We start from the raw sequence: 17,819 nt of genomic DNA on the forward strand, positions 1-17,819 counted from the left end.
CGGTATGACCCCTGACGCCCAGCATCCCGACGACACCGCCGCCCAGCCGTTGCGCAGCGACGCCGAGCGCAACCGGGAGCGGATCATCGCCGCCGCGCGCCGGATGTTCGCACGTGACGGCCTGAACGCCTCCATGGCTTCCGTGGCCCGCGAGGCAGGCGTGGGGATCGCCACCATCTTCCGCCGCTTCCCCACCAAGGAAGAGCTCGTCGCCGCCGTCTTCGCCGACCGCATGGACGCCTACGCCGACGCGGTCGCCGTCGCCCTCGACGACCCCGACCCCTGGCACGGTTTCATCGGCTACCTCGAGACCGCCTGCGCGATGCAGGCCGCCGACTCCGGCTTCGCCGACGTGCTGACCACGACTTTCCCCACCGCCAAGGCGATGGAGGAGCGCCGCAACGAGGCATACGAGGGCATGGTCGAGCTCATCGACCGCGCCAAGGCGACGGGGCGGCTGCGCGAGGACTTCGACCCCTCGGACCTGGTGCTGGTGCACATGGCCAATGCCGGGGTCGTCAATGCCACCGGCGACGCCGCTCCCGACGCCTGGCGACGCGTCGTTGCCCTGCTGATCCAGTCCTTCGAGGCCCCCGCCCGCGGCCCCCTGCCCGCCTCGCCCGAGCATGACGCCCTCTACAGGGCCATGCTCCGCGCCGGCCCGGCGGGCCTCACCGCGGCGGAGCCGGACACGAGCAACTGACCTCAGGAGCGAAACCACCGCGCCCTCCACGCCTGGTGCGCTGCGAGGACGCGGCCGTCGGTGAGTGGTGACGTGCCTCGTCACCTGGGCATGGCCGAGTGGCCTGCGGGATGCTCCGCGGGGCCATTGGATGGAAACCCTCGGTGGCGTGATGCCCCACGGTGAACTCCACGTCGCATGCGAAAGTCGCTGCACAGCGCCCGGCGCCGAGGACCGCCGGGCGCTCGCCGCCCTGCGCGACGCTCGCCACAGGCACGTGCGGCGCGGGCCCGTCCGACCGGGCTCCAGGCCGAGTACGACCAGGTCAGCGCCCAAGTTCAGAGGTCCGCGGGCCGTAGATCCGGCCTCAGTCGGAGATCCCGCGCGCCGTGACGAAACCGCCCGTGCTCTCGGTGCCGACATCCAGCCCGACCACCACGTCCGGAGCGACCGGAGTGTGCTCGAAGCCGTGGCACCCCGGCCAGAATTCGCCGCCACCAGAAGGAGCGAACAAGCGGTCCGGGGCTGCCTGGGAGGCGGGCTTCCCGTGCCCCGGTCAGATGGGAGGCGGATCAACGGGCGGCATTCCGGCCGCCGACCAGCAGCAACGGTCGCCCGTCCCCGCCGCGGTGGCGGCCGCTCGCACCGGACCAGCGCCCCATGGTGTCGTGGTGGATCGGTGTGTGCGAGCCGCTCAGCGGCAGACCTGTTCCGCCCTGCCGGGCGGCGACGATCTCGGCCGCGATGGACAGGGCGGTCTCCTCGGGTGTGCGGGCGCCGAGATCGAGGCCGATCGGCGAGTGGAGGCGGGCCAGTTCGGCTTCGGTGAGGCCGGTATCGCGGAGTCTGCGGTCGCGGTCCTCGTGGGTGCGGCGCGAGCCCATCGCGCCGACGTAGGCGGCCGGCAGCCGCAGGGCCGCTTCCAGCAGGGGCACGTCGAACTTGGCGTCGTGAGTGAGCACGCACACCACCGTGCGGTCGTCGGTCTCGGTTCGGCGCAGGTAGCAGTGGGGCCAGTCGACCACGATGTCGTCGGCCTCGGGAAAGCGTGATCGGGTGGCGAAGACGGGTCGGGCGTCGCACACGGTCACGTGGTAGCCGAGGAACTTGCCCATGCGCACCAGCGCGGCGGCGAAGTCGATGGCGCCGAAGACGAGCATGCGCGGCGGCGGCACGCTCGACTCGACGAACAGGGTCAGGCCGGGCTCGCAGTGGGCTCCGTCCTGAGCGATGTCGAAGGTCCCGGTGCGGCCGGCGTTCAGCAGGGAGCGGGTTTCGGTTACGACGGCGCGGTCCAGGTCCGGATGCCCGCCGAGTCCGCCTTCGTACGAGTCGTCCTGACGCACCGCCAGCGCCCGCCCGAGGAGTTCTGCCGGGCCTCGGACCACGCGGACGAGTGCCGCCGCCTCGCCCCGGGCGGCGGCCGAGAGTGCCGTCTGGAACGTCTTCCGGGTGGGTCCGTCGGCGGGCACCGGTGTGACCAGGATGTCGAGGACACCGCCGCAGGTGAGTCCGACGGCGAAGGCGTCCTCGTCGCTGTAGCCGAACCGCTCGCCACCACTTGGCCGTCCTGGAGCGCCTGGGCGCACAACTCGTAGACCGCGCCTTCCACACAGCCGCCGGACACCGACCCGATGGCCGTTCCGTCGGCGTCGACGGCGAGCGCGGCGCCCGGCCCGCGCGGCGCGCTGCCGCTGACGGCCACGACCGTGGCGTGGCAAGGAAAGCCCAAAAATCTGGATAGACCTATCCGTTTCTCGATCCGGATAGGTCTTTCCGGTTCGCTGTGGCAACGGTACCACGAAACTGGATAGGGCAATCCGATTGTGTGGCAGGGTGGCGGTCGGTCGAGGTCGCGCCACTGATGCCCCTTGTTCTCGCGGGCCCCTTGACAGGCCACCGCTTCGAGCCTCAGGGTGTCGGTCAACACACAGAACGCAATATATTGCATATGGCAGGAGTGGGTATGGACGCCGCTGACCAACACCCCACCAGCACAGACACTCGACTGAGCCCGCCCACAAGGTTCTTGCGGCGATGCCTCCGGATGCCGATCGGCATCCAGTCGATCATCGCCGTCGGCCTCGGAGCCCTCGTCGGATCCCTCGCCCCATCCGGGGGCGAGCAGATGAAGATCCTCGGGGAGGTGTTCCTGAACCTGGTGCAGGTCGTCGTGCTGCCCCTGGTCTTCCCGCTCATCGTGCTGGGCATCGCCCGCATGGAGTCGGTCAAGAAGGTCGGCCGGATCGCCGGCAAGGCGATCCTCTACTTCGAGATCGTCACCACCGTCATCCTGCTGATCGCGGTGGGCCTGGCCAAGTTCACGGGCATCGGCAAGGGCGCCCCCGTCGAGAGGGCCGATGCCAAGGACCTCGACGGCATGAGCCAGGGCATCGACTTCCACGAGCTGGTCCTGCACGCCGTACCGAAGAACATCTTCGCCGCGTTCGGCGAGGGCAACCTGCTCGGCGCGATCGTCTTCGCCCTCCTCGTGGGCGTCGCCATGGCCGCGATCGGGGAGAAGTCCCAGCCCTTCGCCGCCGTGCTGGAGTCCGTCGCCGCGGTGATGTTCAAGGTCGTCGGCTACGTCATCCGCGTCGCGCCACTGGGCGTGCTCGGCTTCATCTCCTACGACGTCGCCCACTACGGCTTCGGCAACCTGCGCAGCCTGATGGGCTTCATCGCCGTGGTCTACGCGGGCCTGGCCATCGTCGTCGGGGTGCTCTTCCCGCTCATCGCCGCCATCTACCGCATCCGCTACGGCGACCTGCTGAAGTCGATCGCCGGGCTGGCCGGGATCGCCTTCGTCACCCGCAGCTCCGAGTCCGTTCTGGCACCGCTCATGGGCAGGCTCGAAGCGTTCGGCCTGAGCCGGTCGACGACCTCGTTCGTCGTCCCCCTCGGCTACTCCTTCAACACGGACGGCTCCGTTCTCTACCAGGCCGCCGCCCTGGTCTTCCTCGCCAACGCCTACGGCACGGACACGTCCCTGCCCGCCCTGCTCCTCATGGTCGGCGTGCTGGTGATCCTCTCCAAGGGCATGGCCGGAGTCGCCTCCGCCTCCATAGTCGTCCTCATCGCCGCCGGCAACTCCATCGGCCTGCCCGCCGAAGGCGTCGCACTGCTCCTCGGTGTGGACTTCATCGTCGACATGGCCCGAACCGGCGTGAACGTCATCGGCAACTCGCTGGCCGCCGCCGTCGTCGACAGCTCCGAGCAACGGCGTGAAACCAGACGCGGCCGTCGTGAAACCTCCCACGCCCCAGTCGCGCACGAGGCCGTGGCACTGCAGAAGGACACCGCGCAGTGAGCACCCCCACCGCCGCCACTGAGATCATCGGCATCCTGGGCGGCATGGGCCCAGCGGCCACCGCCGACTTCTACGCCAAGTTGGTGTCGACGACCCCGGGCGACAACGACCAGGAGCACCTGAGAACGGTCATCTGGTCCGACCCCACCATTCCCGACCGCACCGAGGCCCTGCTCGGCGACGGCCCCGACCCCACCCCCTGGCTCCTCAACGGCAGTCGCGTCCTGCGCGAGGCCGGGGCCACGGTCATCGCCATCCCGTGCAACACCGCGCACGCCTTCGTCCCGCGCATCGCCCACCACGTCGGCCTGCCCATCGTCCACATGATCGGCGAAGTCGCCCTGCACCTCACCACGTCGAGGCCCCGCGTCCACACCGCCGGACTGCTCGCCACCAGCGGCACCGTCCGCGCCGGCCTGTACGAGGAGTGGCTGGACCGCTCCGGCATCCGCCTCGTACTGCCCGATGCCGCAAGCCAGGACCGCGAGGTCATGGCCGCCATCCACGCGGTGAAAGCAGGCACACGCGACAAAACGACGACCGCGCTTCTGGCCCGCGCCGCACAACGCCTGACCGAACAGGGCGCGCAGGCGGTGATCGCCGGCTGCACCGAAATCCCCCTCGGGCTGCCCGCCGGCGCCGTGGACGTCCCCCTCATCGACCCGGCTCTCATCCTGGCCCAGGCGCTGGTCCGCCGGGCCAGAACCAATGGTGCGGCGGGATGGGGCGAGTGAGAGCGATGTACTGTACGCAATATGTCACTCGACAGTCCTGTCTCCCGCCGCCTCCTCAGTGACGAGGTCTTCGACCGCCTGCGCGACTCCATCGTGCGCGGGGAGCTCGTCCCCGGCGAGAAGGTGAAGGACGGCGAGCTCGCCGAGCGCCTCGGCCTCAGCCGCACCCCGGTACGCGAGGCGCTGGCCCGGCTCGCCGACATCGGCCTGGTCGAGGCCAAACCCGGTGTCTACACCCGCATCACCACCCTCAACCGGCGCGACGTCGAAAAGACCCTCGCCGTCCTGCGCTCCCTCGACCAGCTCGCCATCGAGACAGCGGTACCGGTCATGACCGAGCGGGACCTGCAGCGCATGCGCGAGGCAAACCGCGACTTCGAACGGGCCGTCGCCGCCAACGACACCACCGCCGCACTCGCCGCCGACGACCGCTTCCACGCCGTCCCCATCACGGCCGCGGACAACCCCGTGCTCAGCCGGATCGTCGAGCAACTCCACCCGCAGATCCACCGCATCCTCTACCGCAAGTTCTCCACCCTGCTCGGCGGCCGCAACACCATCGAACACCACGACCAACTCATCGACGTCTGCGCCGGCGGCGACGCCCGCGCCGCCGCCGAAATGTCCGGACACCACTGGTCCGAACTCGGCGGACACATCAACCGGCTCTTCGACACCAACCAGTTCGCTGAGGCAGCCACCGGTGAGGACGCCGGTCCCTGACCACTGAAGACCACTGAACGGTGCGGTGGGCTACCGGACTCCTCCGTGCCGTTCGATCACGGCGCCCGTCATTTCTTCTCGCGGCCCGGCAGAAACTCCTGCACCTTCGCCTTGAAGCCCTGCTTGACCATGGACCCGCGGTCCGCGTCGCCCTTGAGGATCGAGGCGGCCGTCGACTCCATCTGGTCCCAGGTGGCGTGCGGCGGGATCGGCGGCACGGCCGGATCGGTGAGGAACTCGATCACCGCGGGCCCGTCCGCCTCCAGACCGGCCCGCCAGCCCGCCTCGACGTCCTCCGGCTTCTCCACCCGCACCCCGGTCAGCCCGAGCGAACGGGCGAAGGCGGCGTACTGCACGTCCGGGATCTCCTGTGAGGGCAGGAAGGACGGGGCGCCCTCCATGGCCCGCATCTCCCACGTCACCTGGTTCAGGTCGTGGTTGTTCCACACCCCGACCACCAGCCGCGGGTCCTCCCACAGGTCGCGGTACTTCGCCGCGGTGATCAGCTCCGCCATCCCGTTCATCTGCATCGCGCCGTCCCCGACCAGCGCGATCGCAGGCCGGTCCGGGTGCGCGAACTTCGCGCCGATCGCATACGGCACACCGCATCCCATCGTCGCCAGCGTCCCGGACAACGACCCGCGCATACCCGGCCGCATGGTCAGGTGCCGCGCGTACCAGTTCGCCGCCGACCCCGAGTCCGAGGAGACGATGGCGTCGGCCGGCAGCAGCGGATCCAGCGCGTGGGCGACGTACTCCGGGTTGATCGGATCGGCCGACAGCTGCGACCGCCGCTCCATCACCTCGCGCCAGCGCCGCACGTTGTCGCACACCGTGTCGTACCACTCGCGGCCGCCGCGCTCCGTCTGCAGCATCGGGATCAGCCGCTGGAGCGTCGCCTTCGCGTCGCCGACGAGATTCACCTCGTACGGATACCGCATCCCGACCATGTGCGGGTCGATGTCGATCTGCACCCCCCGCGCCTTGCCGAACTCCGGCATGAACTGCGTGTACGGGAAGGACGACCCGATGGTCAGCAGCGTGTCGCAGTCCCGCATCAGCTCGTACGACGGACGGGTGCCCAGCAGGCCGATCGAGCCGGTGACGTACGGCAGTTCGTCGCTCAGCACGTCCTTGCCCAGCAGCGCCTTGGCCACGCCGGCGCCGAGCAGCTCGGCGATCCGCTCCACCTCGGCCCGCGCGCCCGCCGCGCCCTGGCCGACCAGGATCGCCACCTTGTCACCGGAGTCGAGGATCTCCGCCGCCCGCCGCAGGGACTCCTCGGACGGAACCGCCGTCCAGGAAGAGCGGTCCAGGCTGGACGGAACCATCTTGAACTCGTGCGTCGGCGGCGAGTAGTCGAGCTCCTGCACATCGCCCGGGATGATGACCGCCGTCGGACAGCGGCGCGCGTAGGCGGTGCGGATCGCCCGGTCCAGCACGTTCGGCAGCTGCTCGGGGACCGTCACCGTCTCCACGAAGTCGGAGGCGACGTCCTTGAAGAGCGTGTGCAGGTCCACTTCCTGCTGGTACGAGCCGCCCATCGCGGTGCGGTGCGTCTGGCCGACGATCGCCAGCACCGGCACATGGTCGAGCTTGGCGTCGTACAGCCCGTTGAGCAGGTGGATCGCGCCCGGACCCGAGGTCGCCGCGCACACTCCGAGACGACCGCTGAACTTGGCGTAGCCGACCGCCTCGAACGCGGACATCTCCTCGTGCCGTGACTGGACGAAACGGGGCTGGTTCTCCGCCCGCCCCCACGCGGCGAGCAGACCGTTGATGCCGTCGCCGGGATAGCCGAAGACGTGCTCCACACCCCACTCGCGCAGCCGCGCGAGGACGTGGTCGGAGACCTTGGTGCTCATGGACGGACCTCCCGGACATAGGTGACACAGGCAGCAGCCTTACGAGTCACCCCGCGCGCCCCCGGAAAACCTGCCCCGTGTTTGCCGCCGGGGTCCGGGGGCAGGCGCACTGCACAGTGCTTCGGACCGGAGGCACGTCCGTGGGAGCGGCGGGACGCCGCCCCGGACGCGTCTGTCCGAACCGCAGACGCGCTCCCACGGTGACCGTCCAACCCAGAGCACAATCAAGGGAGTTGCGACGCATCATGCCCACTCAAGTGAGCGCGAAGCACCACCCGCACGACGACGCCCCCGACACGGCACAGGCATTCCGCAGGCTCGCCGAGCTCCCCCCGGGCCACGAGCGCGACACCCTCCGTGATCAGGTCGTCGAGGCATGGCTGCCCATGGCCGAGCGGCTCGCCGGACGGTTCCGCAGCCGCGGCGAGAGCTTCGAGGACCTGCGCCAGGTCGCGGCCCTCGGCCTGGTCAAGGCCGTCGACCGGTACGACCCCTCGCGCGGCAACGCCTTCGAGAGCTACGCCGTGCCCACCATCACCGGCGAGATCAAGCGGCACTTCCGCGACCACATGTGGACCCTGCACGTACCCCGCCGAGTCCAGGACCTGCGCAACCGCGTCCGCTTCGCCTTACAGGACCTGTCACAGACCATCTCGGGGCACAGGCCCACCGTCGCGGAGATCGCCCAGCACGCGAACATGAGCGAAGAGGACGTCCTGGTGGGCCTGGAGGCCCTGGAGAGCTTCACGGCACTGTCGCTGGACGCGGAACTGCCCGGCAGCGAGGACGGGTACTCGCTGAGTGACGCGCTGGGGTCGGCGGATCCCGCGCTCGACACGGTCGTGGACCGGGAGGCGGTGAAGCCTCGGCTGGCCGCGCTGCCCGAGCGGGAACGGGCGATCCTGTACATGCGGTTCTTCCGGGACATGACGCAGAGCCGGATCGCCGAGCAGCTGGGGATCTCGCAGATGCATGTCTCCCGGCTGATCAGCCGGTGTTGTGGGCGGGTTCGTGAGCAGGTGATGAGGGACGCCGCCTAGGTCAGAGGCCAGGCCCTACCGCGTTCCGGTCATCGCCAGCGCGATGTGGCGGGACATGGTGTCCACGGCTTGGGCCTCCGCCATCGAGAAGGCGAGGCGGGGGCCGCAGCGGAAGAGGGTGAGGACGCCCTGGACCGCGCCCTCCACCCTCAGCGGCACGCACAGCAGTGACGTGACGTTCGCCTGGGCCAGGACCGGCGTGCCGTACTCGTCGTGGCCGAAGGCGTTCGGGTCCTCCGGGCGGATCTGGAGGGCCGTGGAGCCGCCTCGGGCCGCCTCCACGGCCAAGGGGCAGGTGGCCGGATCCTGCGCCGACAGGGCCGCCGCCTCCTTTTCCGAGGGGGCCAGGACCGTCGTACGGGACAAGCGGGCGGCGCCGGTGTCGGCGATCACCCAGTCGGCGAAGCGGCCGTGCAGCACGTGTGCCGCCCGCTCCAGGACCGTCGCACGGGATAAGCGGGCCTCGGGCCGGGTGGTCAGCAGGGTCGTGGTCATGGTGTCCAGGAGGTCCATCAGCGCCGCGTGCCGGGTGGCCTCGGTGAGGTCGGGGACCTGGCCCGCCGTGCCCTCGGCCGGGGCCGGGGTGGCGGGCACCGTGGAGCCGGCCGGCTGCAGCACCACCAGGACCGTGGTGCGCGGCTCGCCGCGCGGGTGTATGGCGGTGAGGGTCGCGTGGACCGGAACCGACGGGCGCTGCTGGAGGTGGACGGTCAGGCTGCGGTCGCCCTCGCCGCGCGCCACCGCCGCGGCCTGGGAACGGAACGCGGCCCGGTCGGCGTGCGCGAGGAACCCCGTCAGCGGGCGTCCCGTCGCGTATCCGGCGCGGACGCCGGTGAAGGCGGTCGCCGCGAAGTTGAGCCGCCGTACGACCGTCTCGCGGTCCACCAGCGCGACCGGCTGCGGGAACCGCTGGAACACGGTGCGCAGCAGGTGCTGCTCCTGACGGTCGGCACGGTGGCCGGAGGGAGCGCGGGACGGGCCGGTCGCGGACAGCCGCTGGTACCAGGGCCACAGCTGGTCGGCGACGTGGTCGAGTTCGAAGAGCGCCGCGTCCAGCACCGTCGACAGGTCCCCGCCCGAGGCGGACCGGGCCGCTTTGAGCTCCGCGACGCGGCGCACGAAATCCGCGAGCTCTTCACCGAATTCGTCCGTCTGCGTCATGCGACGAACCTAACGTGCGCGACTCGGCCCCGACCGGTGGTGGTCACAAACCGTGGATGCCGTTTCCCGTCCGGGGCACCGGGAAGGTGCGCACAAGAGGAGGAGAGCAGCATGCCGGACACCGCACGCCCCGGCTCCTGGGCTACGGAGTCTGCCGAGTCCGCCCTTCCCGGGCGGCGACTGTCGGAACTGGTCGAGCAGGCCGCTCGCTGCACCGCCGACTGCTGCGGTGCCAGCGGCATGGTGAACGAGGGCGCCGGTGAACCGCCCGCCGCGGTCACCCACCCCGACCTCGCCGCGCTCGTCGCGGTGCAGCTCCGCTCCGGTGACGGGCCCATCCCGGCCTCCCTGGACCGCGGGAAGACCGTGGACTGCGCGGACCTGCTGCGCGAGGAGCGCTGGCCGGAGTACCGCGCCCTGGCGCTCGACTCGGGGGTGCGCTCCAGTGTGACGATCCCCTTCCGGCGCTCCGGGCTGACGGTGGCCCTCAGCCTCTACAGCTTCCGGCCCGGCGCCCTGTCCGACGCCCCGCACGGGCCCGCCCGGGCGCTCGGCGACCTCGCCGCGACCTGCCTGGTCCGCGACCGCTCCTACCGCGCCGCGCTCACCGAGCTCGACCAGCTGGGCACCGCCCTGCGCTCCCGCCCCGTCGTCGACCAGGCCTGCGGCATCGTCATGCACGTCCTGGGCTGCGACGCCGACACCGCCTTCGGCGTACTGCGGCGCATCTCGCAGGGCGCGAACCGGAAGCTGGCGGACGTCGCCTCGGCCGTCGTGGAGCGGCGGGGGAGGGGGCTGGAGAAGGAGCTGGCGTCGCTGCTGAACTGACGCGGGCGGGCGGGCGGGGCCGGGGAGACCGGGCCTCGTTGCTCTGATCGCTCTGGGCGGTGGTGGCTGGTGCGGGTTGTCGTGATCGCTCTGGGCGGTGGTGGCTGGTGCGGGTTGTCGTGATCGCTCTGGGCGGTGGTGGCTGGTGCGGGTTGTCGTGATCGCTCTGGGCGGTGGTGGCTGGTGCGGGTTGTCGTGATCGCTCTGGGCGGTGGTGGCTGGCGCGGGTTGTCCTGATCGCTCTGGGCTGCGGTGACCGGCGCGCGTCGCCCCGGATCGCTCCGCGTCGCGGTGGACCGGCCCGCGTCGCTCCGGGCACAGCCCGCGTCACCGGGGAGCCCGGCCGTGCCCCCGTGGCACCGGTCGTGTCACCCGCTCGGCCGTCCCCGTCCCGCGAATGGTGTCCGGCCGCGCGCGTCCCTGCGGTGGGCGGGCTGTGATGGCTGCGGGGGCACGACCGCCGTGTCCCCGGCCCTGCCCTCGGCCGAAGGAGCCCACTCCATGCGCCGCACCGCCCGTGCCCTGTCCGTCGCCGTCCTGGCCGGTGCCGCCCTGTCCGTCACCGCGCCGGCCGTCTTCGCGGAGCCGACCGCCGAGGTCAGCCCCAGCAGCGTCTCGCCGGGCGGCAGCGTCACCGTCTCGGTCTCCTGCGACCCGGTCGGCGGGCAAGCGCCCGACACGATCGACGCCACCTCGCAGGCGTTCGAGAAGGGCACCGTCCGGCTGAAGCTGGTCTCCGGCAACGGCGACGAGAAATCCGGCCCCGCCTACAACGGCACCGCCCGCATCGCCCCAGCCGAGAACTTCGAGGGCGGCGTCGACGCGGTCGGCAAGGAGTCCGCGTGGGCCGTCGACGGCACCTGCCCGGCGGCGCACGGCGGACAGGGCAAGCAGTGGAGCGCCACGCTCACGGTCTCACGCGAGGGCGGGAGCGGGAGCGGCAAGGGGAGTGGGAGCGGGAGCGCCAAGCCGTGCGACACCGGGGCGCACCACCCCGGGTCACACGAGACCGCGTCGCACGAAACCGCGTCACACGACACCGACAAACACGACAAGTCGTGTGCCACCGCCCGGCCGTGTACCGAATCGCACGGCGACTCCTGCGACGACGCGGTCGTCCCGCGCGGAGTGCGCGCGGGCGAGGGCGGTTCCTTCAGCGACTCCGTGCCCGCCCTGGTGACCGGAGGCCTGCTGATCGCGGGGGCGTCCGGAGCCGCCGTGTACCGGCTGCGCCGCAAGAAGCCCGACGCGGAGGACTGACCCGGACCGCCGCCGCACGGTTCCCTGTGACCGGAACAACCCGCCTGGAGGCCCATGGTCCGGCGTCACCCTGGGTACTCAGAGCCCGAGGGCACGACCCGCCCCGTACGACCCACGGAGCCGACGGCACAGAACATCAAGCCCCCGACTCGGAGGTGCACATGCGGCGGACGGATCCGGAAGGCCACGGCCCCGTCCGGTTCGGGCCGCCGCTCCCCGAGGACGGGCTGCCCGTGCTGCCCGAACTGTCCGCCGTGCTCGCCGCGGCGGCGGGCCGCGCCGGCAGTGAGCCGGTCGGCGGCGGGAGCCCCCTGCTGGAGGCCGCGTGCGGCTACTGGGACCGGCGTGGTCTGCCCGCCGAGCCCGGCCGGGTGGTCGCCGGCCCCGGCGCGCCGTCCCTGCTGCTCGCGCTGACCGCCGCGCTCGGCGGCGACGTCCTGGTGCCGCGGCCCTGCGCCGCCTGGTGGGCGCCGTACGCACGCCTGCTGGGCAGACCCGTCTTCCATGTCGCGACCTCGGCCGAGTGCGGCGGTGTCCCGGACCCCTACGCCCTCCTGGAGACCGTCCGCCGGGTCCGCGCCGAGGGCGGCGACCCCCGGCTGCTCGTCCTGTCCGTCGCCGACGACCCCACCGCCACCGTGGCCCCGCCCGAGCTGCTGCACGAGACCCTCGAGGCCGCCGTCGGCGAAGGTCTGCACCTGGTCAGTGACGAGACCTGGCGCGACACCGTGCACGAGCCGCACGACACCGTGCTGCTCAGCCCCGCCGAGATGCTGCCCGAGCAGGTCACCGTCGTCACCGACCTGGCCGGCGCCCTGCTGCCGTCCGGCTGGCCCGCCGCGGTCGCCCGCTTCCCCGCGGGCGAGGCCGGCGACGACCTCCACGCGCGCGTGCTCGACGTGCTCACCGCACTCGGCGCCCGCGTGGCCGCACCGGTAGCCGCCGCTGCCGGGTACGCGCTGACGGAACCCGAGCCGCTCACCGCGCGCCGCGACGCCGCCGTACGCCTGCACGCGCGCGTGGCCGCCGCCGCGCACTCCATGGTCGTCACGGCGGGTGCCCTGGCCCGGCCGCCGCAGGCCGGCCGCCACCTCTACGTGGATCTCGGACCCCTGCGGTCCGCGTTCACCGACAGGGGCGTCGGCGATGCCCAGGACCTGGAGGACTTCCTCGCCACCCGGCTGGGCATGCCCGCACCGGGCGGCCACCGTTTCGGAGACGACCTGGAAGCGCTGCGCGTACGGCTGTCCACCGGCCCGCTCCTCGGCGGGACGGACGAGGAGCGCGCGGAATGCCTCAGGTCACCCTCGCCGTTGGAACTGCCACACGCGCAACGCGCGTTGACCCTTCTGGAATCGGTCTTCGACGATCTCCGTGACGACGCTCAGCGATGGGAGCCTCCTCGATGACGCAGCAGTCCGAGTCGACCACGAGCACGCCCGCCCAGGAGGCCGACGACCAGGCGGCCCTGTCGCCGTTCGAGCCCGCCGTCCCGCCCCTCGCACCCCCGAGGCCGCTCGGCGAGAGCCGGGCATGGCCGCGCACCTTCCACGACCGCCTCACCGCCCCGCTGCCCGGCCTGAAGGCCATGGCCCGGTTCGCCCGCGAGGGCGCCGTCCGGCCGGGCCGCGAGGGTCTCGCCGACATTCCCCGGCTGCCGTTCGCACCGGGCCCGCTGCCCCGCGTGGACGCGGGCACGGTCGCCGTCTCCTGGGCGGGGCACGCCAGTTGGGTGGTGCGGATCGGCGGGCTGACCGTCCTCACCGACCCGGTCTGGTCCCGCCGCATCCTCGGCACCCCGGCCCGCATCACCCCGGTCGGCATCGCCTGGAGCGCCCTGCCGCCCGTCGACGCCGTCGTCATCAGCCACAACCACTACGACCATCTGGACGCCCCCACGCTGCGCCGGCTCCCGCGCGACACCCCGGTGTTCGTGCCGGCCGGCCTCGGCCGCTGGTTCCGCCGCCGCAGATTCACCCGCGTCACCGAGCTGGACTGGTGGGAGGCGGCCGAACTGGGCGGCGTCCGCTTCGACTTCGTCCCCGCCCACCACTGGTCCAAGCGCACCCTCACCGACACCTGCCGCACCCTGTGGGGAGGCTGGGTGCTCACCGCCCCCGACGGACAGCGGCTCTACTTCGCGGGCGACACGGGATACGGCCACTGGTTCGACCGCATCGGCCGACGCTACCCCGGCATCGACCTCGCCCTGCTGCCCATCGGCGCCTACGACCCGCGCTGGTGGCTCAGCGACGTGCACTGCGACCCGGAGGAGGCGGTGCGCGCCGCTCAGGATCTCGGGGCGCGGCGCATGGCGCCCATGCACTGGGCGACCTTCGTACTGTCGGCCGAACCCGTCCTCGAACCCCTCACCCGGGTGCGGGCCGCCTGGGAGAAGGCAGGCCTGCCCAGAGACGACCTGTGGGACCTGCCGGTGGGCGGCTCGCGCGTACTGACCTAGGCACGCCTGCTGACGCTCGATCGAAGCTGACTTGAATTCGATGCTTCCCTTCACCAGGTAAGTAATATGAGTTGGCGATGATGACGCTCAACGTGAGAGATCTGGGTTTCTCCTGCGGCGCTCGAACAGTCCTCGATTCAGTTGAGTCCAGCACTCTGTTGCGGCTCCTGGCCGGCGAGGAACAGCCTCAGGCAGGCTCGGTGGACGCCGCCGGAACCGTTGGCCACCTTGCGCAGGAACGCGATCGCAGGACCGGGGAGTCGCTGCGTGGTTATCTCGCCCGGAGAACAGGCGTGGGCGCCGCCGAGGAGGCGTTGGAGGAGGCGTCGCAGTCGCTGGCCGAGGTGTGGGTCTGGCCCTGCTCCAGCACCGGCAGGCGAACCTGCTGATCCTGGACGAACCCACGAACCACCTCGACCTTCCCGCCATTGAGCAGCTGGAACAGGCGCTGCAGAGTTACAAGGGCACCTTTCTCCTGGTGTCGCACGACCGGAGGCTGCTCGAACGTGTCCGGCTCTCTCACCGTCTGCTGGTGCGGGACGGACGCATCCGGCGGGAGCCCGTGTCCCAGTCGGTGACCGAGCCGGGACGAACAGGCGGTGTCCGCCCGGACCAGCGGCGCATCGCCGGCCGTTCGTGCGCGGCGTACAAGCAGGGACCGCCCGCCCCGCACGTCGTTGTTCGCGCAGGCGACGATCAGCACTGCGCTTCGACGGCCCCGGCGGCCAAAGGCCGAAGGGCCTGTGGGGAAGCTGGAGACGGCACTGGGACTGGATGCTCCGTGCTGAGCGACGCGGGCCTTGTCGGAGACCGATTACAGGCCCTGGGCACGTTGTGCATGTGGGCCGCCATCCTGCTGCGGGCTGCCCCACGCCGTCGTACCGCAGCGCCGGCGGCCCCTCTGGCTGATCATCCTGGCGGCGGCGATGGCCAACTCCCCGGACCTCGAACAGACGGGGCGCCTCATCGACGGGTGGGGCTGGGAGGGCCACCGTGTGGACCTGGTGCGCAATGTGTGCGGGGTCGTCTCGGCGGTCATCCTCCTGGAGTTCGCCGGTTCCGTCACCGGCAACAGGTCGCTGGGGCGTTGGCTGCGCGCTGTGGCGGGCGCCGTCGTGCCGGCCGTGGTCGCCCTCGACGTCGCGAGCCTGCCGCACGGTGCGCACAGCGTGGGAGAGGACGGTCCGCCCACGCCCTCCACGGCGTACTGGCTGCTCATCGTCGTCACCCACCTGACCGCCAACCGGGTGTGCGCGGTTGTCTGCCTGAGACATCTGGGCGACACCGGCAGCCGCCGGCTCCGCGCGGCGCTGTTCCTCTTCTCCTCCGGAGCCGCGTTCGCCAGTCTGTTCTGGCTGGGTGTCCTCTCCCAGCCCGTGGCCGGTCCTGCCTGGCCGCTCTCGCTCAAGCCGTTCTTCCTTGCCCTGCACGGGCTGCTCACCTCCACGGCCCTCACGATTCCCACGGTGGCGGCGATCGGCCGGGCCGTGAGGCCTGTCGCCGAAGGCGAAACGCCAACTCCTGCTCCACCGCCAGGTCGTGGAGATCCACGACGCGATGCTCGTCCTGCACGACTACGCCACCCCCGAACTACAGGCCAGGGCAGGGGACTTGTCCGAGTCGACGGGGCACGGCACGGACCGGACCGCTGCCGCGCCGGCATACGTGCTCAAAGGGGCGCGGGAAGCGAAGCTGGCGGGCGATCCGCCCCAGCGCCGTGCCGTCGCCGTCGCCGGGCCCGGCTGTGAGGACCTGGCCGAGGAGGCGGGTTTCCTGGTCAGGGTCGCCGAGGTGTACGCCACCGCGCCGCCGCCGGTGCTCAGTGCCCGACCGCACGCCGGACGTACGGCACGTACGGCACGTACGGCACGTAGGGAAGGCCGGAAGCAGAGGAAGCACACGGAACACACGTAGAAGCACACGAAATGTACGTGAGAGACGAAGGAAAACTCGCATGAGCACAGTCGCCCCGCCCCGTGCCGGACGGCGGGAGTGGACCGGACTCGCCGCCCTCGCCCTGCCCACGCTCCTCATCTCCATGGACATGACCGTCCTCTATCTGGCGGTGCCGCAGCTGAGCGCCGACCTCGGACCGACGTCCACAGAACTGCTGTGGATCACCGACATCTACGGCTTCCTCATCGCCGGAGCGCTGATCCCGATGGGAGCGCTCGGCGACCGAGCCGGTCGTCGCCGGCTGCTGCTCATCGGCGCGACCCTGTTCGCCGCCGCGTCCGTCCTCGCCGCGTACTCGACCAGTGCGCCCATGCTGATCGGCGCACGCGCCCTGCTCGGCCTCGCCGGGGCCACGCTCATGCCCTCCACCCTGTCCCTGGTCCGCGTGATGTTCCACGACGCACGCCAGCGTGGCTTCGCCGTCGCCGTGGTGATGACCAGCTTCTCGGTCGGCACCACCATCGGCCCGCTGCTCGGCGGCGTGCTGCTGAGCCACTTCTGGTGGGGCTCGGTGTTCCTGCTGGGAGTTCCGGTGATGGCACTCCTGCTCGCCGTGGGGCCCGTCGTGCTGCCCGAGTACCGCGACCCCGGTGCCGGGCGGCTGGACCTGGCCAGCGCCGGCCTTTCGCTGGCCGCCGTGCTGTCGGTCGTGTACGCGGTCAAGCACGTCGCCGAGCACGGCATGGGCTGGCTGCCCGCGTCGTTCGCCGCGTTCGGGCTGGCGGTGGGCGCGGTGTTCGTCCGACGTCAGCGGAAACTGACCGACCCCCTGCTCGACCTGGGGCTGCTCGGCGACCGCGTCATCAACACCTCGTTGGGAACCTACCTGTTGGGGCTGCTGGCGATGGGCGGAACCCAACTGTTCATCGCCCTGTATCTGCAGGAGGTTCTGGGACTGTCCCCCATGCTCGCAGGCGTGTGGATGGTCCCCGCCGCGCTGGGGACCGTCGTCGGTTCGCTGCTGGCTCCGCTACTCGTGCGCCGGCTGCGCCCGTTCGCCGTCATCACCGGCAGCCTCCTGGTGGCGGCCGTGGGCTTCGGCCTGATCACCCAGGTGGGCAGTGACGACCTCCCGCTGCTCATCGTGGGATACGTGATCGTCGCACTCGGCCTGAGCCCGATGATCGCCATCTGCACCGACCTCGTCATCAGCACCGCGCCGCCCCAGCGGGCGGGAGCGGCCTCGGCCCTGTCGGAGACCGGCGGCGAACTGGGCGTTGCGCTCGGAGTCGCGGTCCTCGGCAGCTTCGGCATGGCGGCCTACCGGGACAGCCTGTCCGAGAACCTGCCGGACGCTCTCCCCGCGGAGGCGTCGGACGCCGCGAAGAACACGATCGCCGGTGCCCTGCGGATCGCCGAGGATCTCCCCGGCGGCCTCGGTCCCGCGCTGTCCGAGGCAGCCCGTACGGCGTTCGCCCAGGGACTCGCCCTGTCCGCCGCGGCGGCCACCGTGATCGTGGTCGCCGCCGCCGTCCTCAGCGCCGTCAGGCTCCGCGATCTGCCGGCCTCCGCCGACTCCGCTCCCCAGCCGGACGCCGACGGGAACGCCTCGGCGCAGCCCGCCACCGTCTCCGCCGACAGGTACGGACGCGGACCCGGACCCGGCACCGAGGAGGGCGAACGCTCATGATCCGCGACATGGTGGTCACGAACGGCGCCGCGCATCTGGCGGCCGAGGACATCGTCAAGGCCCGCGGCGACCGGATCGTGCTGAACGGTGTCACCGTCACCGTCTCGGCGGGCGATCGCCTCGGCCTGATAGGAGAGAACGGCGTCGGCAAATCGACTCTGCTGCGCAT

General features: G+C 71.5%; 14 protein-coding genes and 3 pseudogenes. 14 read left to right on the forward strand and 3 right to left on the reverse strand.

The genetic code is table 11. The features are described 5' to 3' along the window. Positions 1-4 precede the first annotated feature (4 nt). A complete protein-coding gene (locus Q4V64_RS45675) occupies positions 5-703 on the forward strand; it encodes a TetR/AcrR family transcriptional regulator (RefSeq protein ID WP_124437876.1) in 699 nt (232 codons plus the stop codon). A 551-nt stretch (positions 704-1,254) separates the two neighbouring features. Here the strand turns inward: Q4V64_RS45675 and Q4V64_RS45680 are convergent. Continuing rightward, a pseudogene (locus Q4V64_RS45680) lies at positions 1,255-2,450 on the reverse strand (XdhC/CoxI family protein). Between the two features lie 279 nt (positions 2,451-2,729). Between Q4V64_RS45680 and Q4V64_RS45685 the strand changes: the two are divergent. The 3 genes from Q4V64_RS45685 to Q4V64_RS45695 are packed head-to-tail and all read left to right on the forward strand — an operon-like array spanning position 2,730 to position 5,449. Further along, complete coding sequence (locus tag Q4V64_RS45685; protein ID WP_124437875.1) at positions 2,730-3,992, forward strand: dicarboxylate/amino acid:cation symporter; 1,263 nt, start codon at positions 2,730-2,732, stop codon at positions 3,990-3,992. Next, a complete protein-coding gene (locus tag Q4V64_RS45690; protein WP_124437874.1) occupies positions 3,989-4,726 on the forward strand; it encodes an amino acid racemase in 738 nt (245 codons plus the stop codon). The genes Q4V64_RS45685 and Q4V64_RS45690 overlap by 4 nt, the downstream gene beginning before the upstream one ends. 21 nt (positions 4,727-4,747) lie before the next feature. After that, a complete protein-coding gene (locus Q4V64_RS45695; protein ID WP_124437873.1) occupies positions 4,748-5,449 on the forward strand; it encodes a GntR family transcriptional regulator in 702 nt (233 codons plus the stop codon). A 68-nt stretch (positions 5,450-5,517) separates the two neighbouring features. Here the strand turns inward: Q4V64_RS45695 and Q4V64_RS45700 are convergent, their stop codons facing one another. Continuing rightward, the gene (locus Q4V64_RS45700) at positions 5,518-7,314 is read right to left on the reverse strand and encodes a thiamine pyrophosphate-requiring protein (protein ID WP_124437872.1); all 1,797 of its coding nucleotides are present in this window, start codon (positions 7,312-7,314) and stop codon (positions 5,518-5,520) included. Between the two features lie 245 nt (positions 7,315-7,559). Here Q4V64_RS45700 and Q4V64_RS45705 point away from each other — a divergent pair, with 245 nt between their 5' ends. Beyond that, positions 7,560-8,354, forward strand: coding sequence for an RNA polymerase sigma factor SigF (locus Q4V64_RS45705; RefSeq protein WP_124437871.1), 795 nt, complete (start codon positions 7,560-7,562; stop codon positions 8,352-8,354). A 15-nt stretch (positions 8,355-8,369) separates the two neighbouring features. Here the strand turns inward: Q4V64_RS45705 and Q4V64_RS45710 are convergent, their stop codons facing one another. Beyond that, complete coding sequence (locus Q4V64_RS45710; protein ID WP_124437870.1) at positions 8,370-9,515, reverse strand: GAF domain-containing protein; 1,146 nt, start codon at positions 9,513-9,515, stop codon at positions 8,370-8,372. 111 nt (positions 9,516-9,626) lie between these two features. Between Q4V64_RS45710 and Q4V64_RS45715 the strand changes: the two genes are divergently transcribed. The 9 genes and pseudogenes from Q4V64_RS45715 to Q4V64_RS45750 form a co-directional block, all read left to right on the forward strand. Continuing rightward, positions 9,627-10,343: a GAF and ANTAR domain-containing protein gene (locus tag Q4V64_RS45715; protein ID WP_124437869.1), complete on the forward strand. Its 717-nt coding sequence runs from the start codon at positions 9,627-9,629 to the stop codon at positions 10,341-10,343. Positions 10,344-10,844: 501 nt separating this feature from the next. Continuing rightward, positions 10,845-11,603, forward strand: a complete 759-nt coding sequence (locus tag Q4V64_RS45720; protein ID WP_124437866.1) for a hypothetical protein — start codon at positions 10,845-10,847, stop codon at positions 11,601-11,603. Positions 11,604-11,764: 161 nt separating this feature from the next. Continuing rightward, positions 11,765-13,012 carry an aminotransferase class I/II-fold pyridoxal phosphate-dependent enzyme gene (locus Q4V64_RS45725; RefSeq protein ID WP_124437865.1) on the forward strand — a complete coding sequence of 416 codons (1,248 nt, stop codon included), beginning with the start codon at positions 11,765-11,767 and terminating at the stop codon, positions 13,010-13,012. After that, positions 13,009-14,064 carry an MBL fold metallo-hydrolase gene (locus tag Q4V64_RS45730; protein ID WP_124437864.1) on the forward strand — a complete coding sequence of 352 codons (1,056 nt, stop codon included), beginning with the start codon at positions 13,009-13,011 and terminating at the stop codon, positions 14,062-14,064. The genes Q4V64_RS45725 and Q4V64_RS45730 overlap by 4 nt, the downstream gene beginning before the upstream one ends. Before the next feature lie 77 nt (positions 14,065-14,141). After that, a complete protein-coding gene (locus Q4V64_RS45735; RefSeq protein WP_303714506.1) occupies positions 14,142-14,453 on the forward strand; it encodes a hypothetical protein in 312 nt (103 codons plus the stop codon). Beyond that, a pseudogene (locus tag Q4V64_RS55750) lies at positions 14,417-14,614 on the forward strand (ABC transporter ATP-binding protein); the annotation flags it as partial. The gene Q4V64_RS45735 and the pseudogene Q4V64_RS55750, both read left to right, overlap by 37 nt. A 971-nt stretch (positions 14,615-15,585) precedes the next feature. Beyond that, positions 15,586-15,978 (forward strand): DUF6545 domain-containing protein, encoded by a 393-nt coding sequence (locus tag Q4V64_RS45740; protein WP_348540850.1) that lies wholly within the window; start codon positions 15,586-15,588, stop codon positions 15,976-15,978. Positions 15,979-16,018: 40 nt separating this feature from the next. Beyond that, positions 16,019-17,650: an MFS transporter gene (locus Q4V64_RS45745; protein ID WP_124437868.1), complete on the forward strand. Its 1,632-nt coding sequence runs from the start codon at positions 16,019-16,021 to the stop codon at positions 17,648-17,650. Positions 17,651-17,658: 8 nt separating this feature from the next. Beyond that, a pseudogene (locus tag Q4V64_RS45750) lies at positions 17,659-17,799 on the forward strand (hypothetical protein); the annotation flags it as partial. Positions 17,800-17,819 lie beyond the last annotated feature (20 nt).

Source organism: Streptomyces sp. NL15-2K (genome assembly GCF_030551255.1).
In the GTDB taxonomy this organism is placed as follows: Bacteria; Actinomycetota; Actinomycetes; order Streptomycetales; family Streptomycetaceae; genus Streptomyces.

Coding starts and splice junctions, on each gene's coding strand:
- Q4V64_RS45705 (WP_124437871.1), top strand. CDS start 7,560: ATGCCCACTCAAGTGAGCGCGAAGCACCACCCGCACGACGACGCCCCC.
- Q4V64_RS45710 (WP_124437870.1), bottom strand. CDS start 9,515: ATGACGCAGACGGACGAATTCGGTGAAGAGCTCGCGGATTTCGTGCGC.
- Q4V64_RS45715 (WP_124437869.1), top strand. CDS start 9,627: ATGCCGGACACCGCACGCCCCGGCTCCTGGGCTACGGAGTCTGCCGAG.
- Q4V64_RS45735 (WP_303714506.1), top strand. CDS start 14,142: ATGATGACGCTCAACGTGAGAGATCTGGGTTTCTCCTGCGGCGCTCGA.
- Q4V64_RS45720 (WP_124437866.1), top strand. CDS start 10,845: ATGCGCCGCACCGCCCGTGCCCTGTCCGTCGCCGTCCTGGCCGGTGCC.
- Q4V64_RS45745 (WP_124437868.1), top strand. CDS start 16,019: ATGAGCACAGTCGCCCCGCCCCGTGCCGGACGGCGGGAGTGGACCGGA.
- Q4V64_RS45730 (WP_124437864.1), top strand. CDS start 13,009: ATGACGCAGCAGTCCGAGTCGACCACGAGCACGCCCGCCCAGGAGGCC.
- Q4V64_RS45725 (WP_124437865.1), top strand. CDS start 11,765: ATGCGGCGGACGGATCCGGAAGGCCACGGCCCCGTCCGGTTCGGGCCG.
- Q4V64_RS45700 (WP_124437872.1), bottom strand. CDS start 7,314: ATGAGCACCAAGGTCTCCGACCACGTCCTCGCGCGGCTGCGCGAGTGG.
- Q4V64_RS45685 (WP_124437875.1), top strand. CDS start 2,730: ATGCCGATCGGCATCCAGTCGATCATCGCCGTCGGCCTCGGAGCCCTC.
- Q4V64_RS45695 (WP_124437873.1), top strand. CDS start 4,748: ATGTCACTCGACAGTCCTGTCTCCCGCCGCCTCCTCAGTGACGAGGTC.
- Q4V64_RS45675 (WP_124437876.1), top strand. CDS start 5: ATGACCCCTGACGCCCAGCATCCCGACGACACCGCCGCCCAGCCGTTG.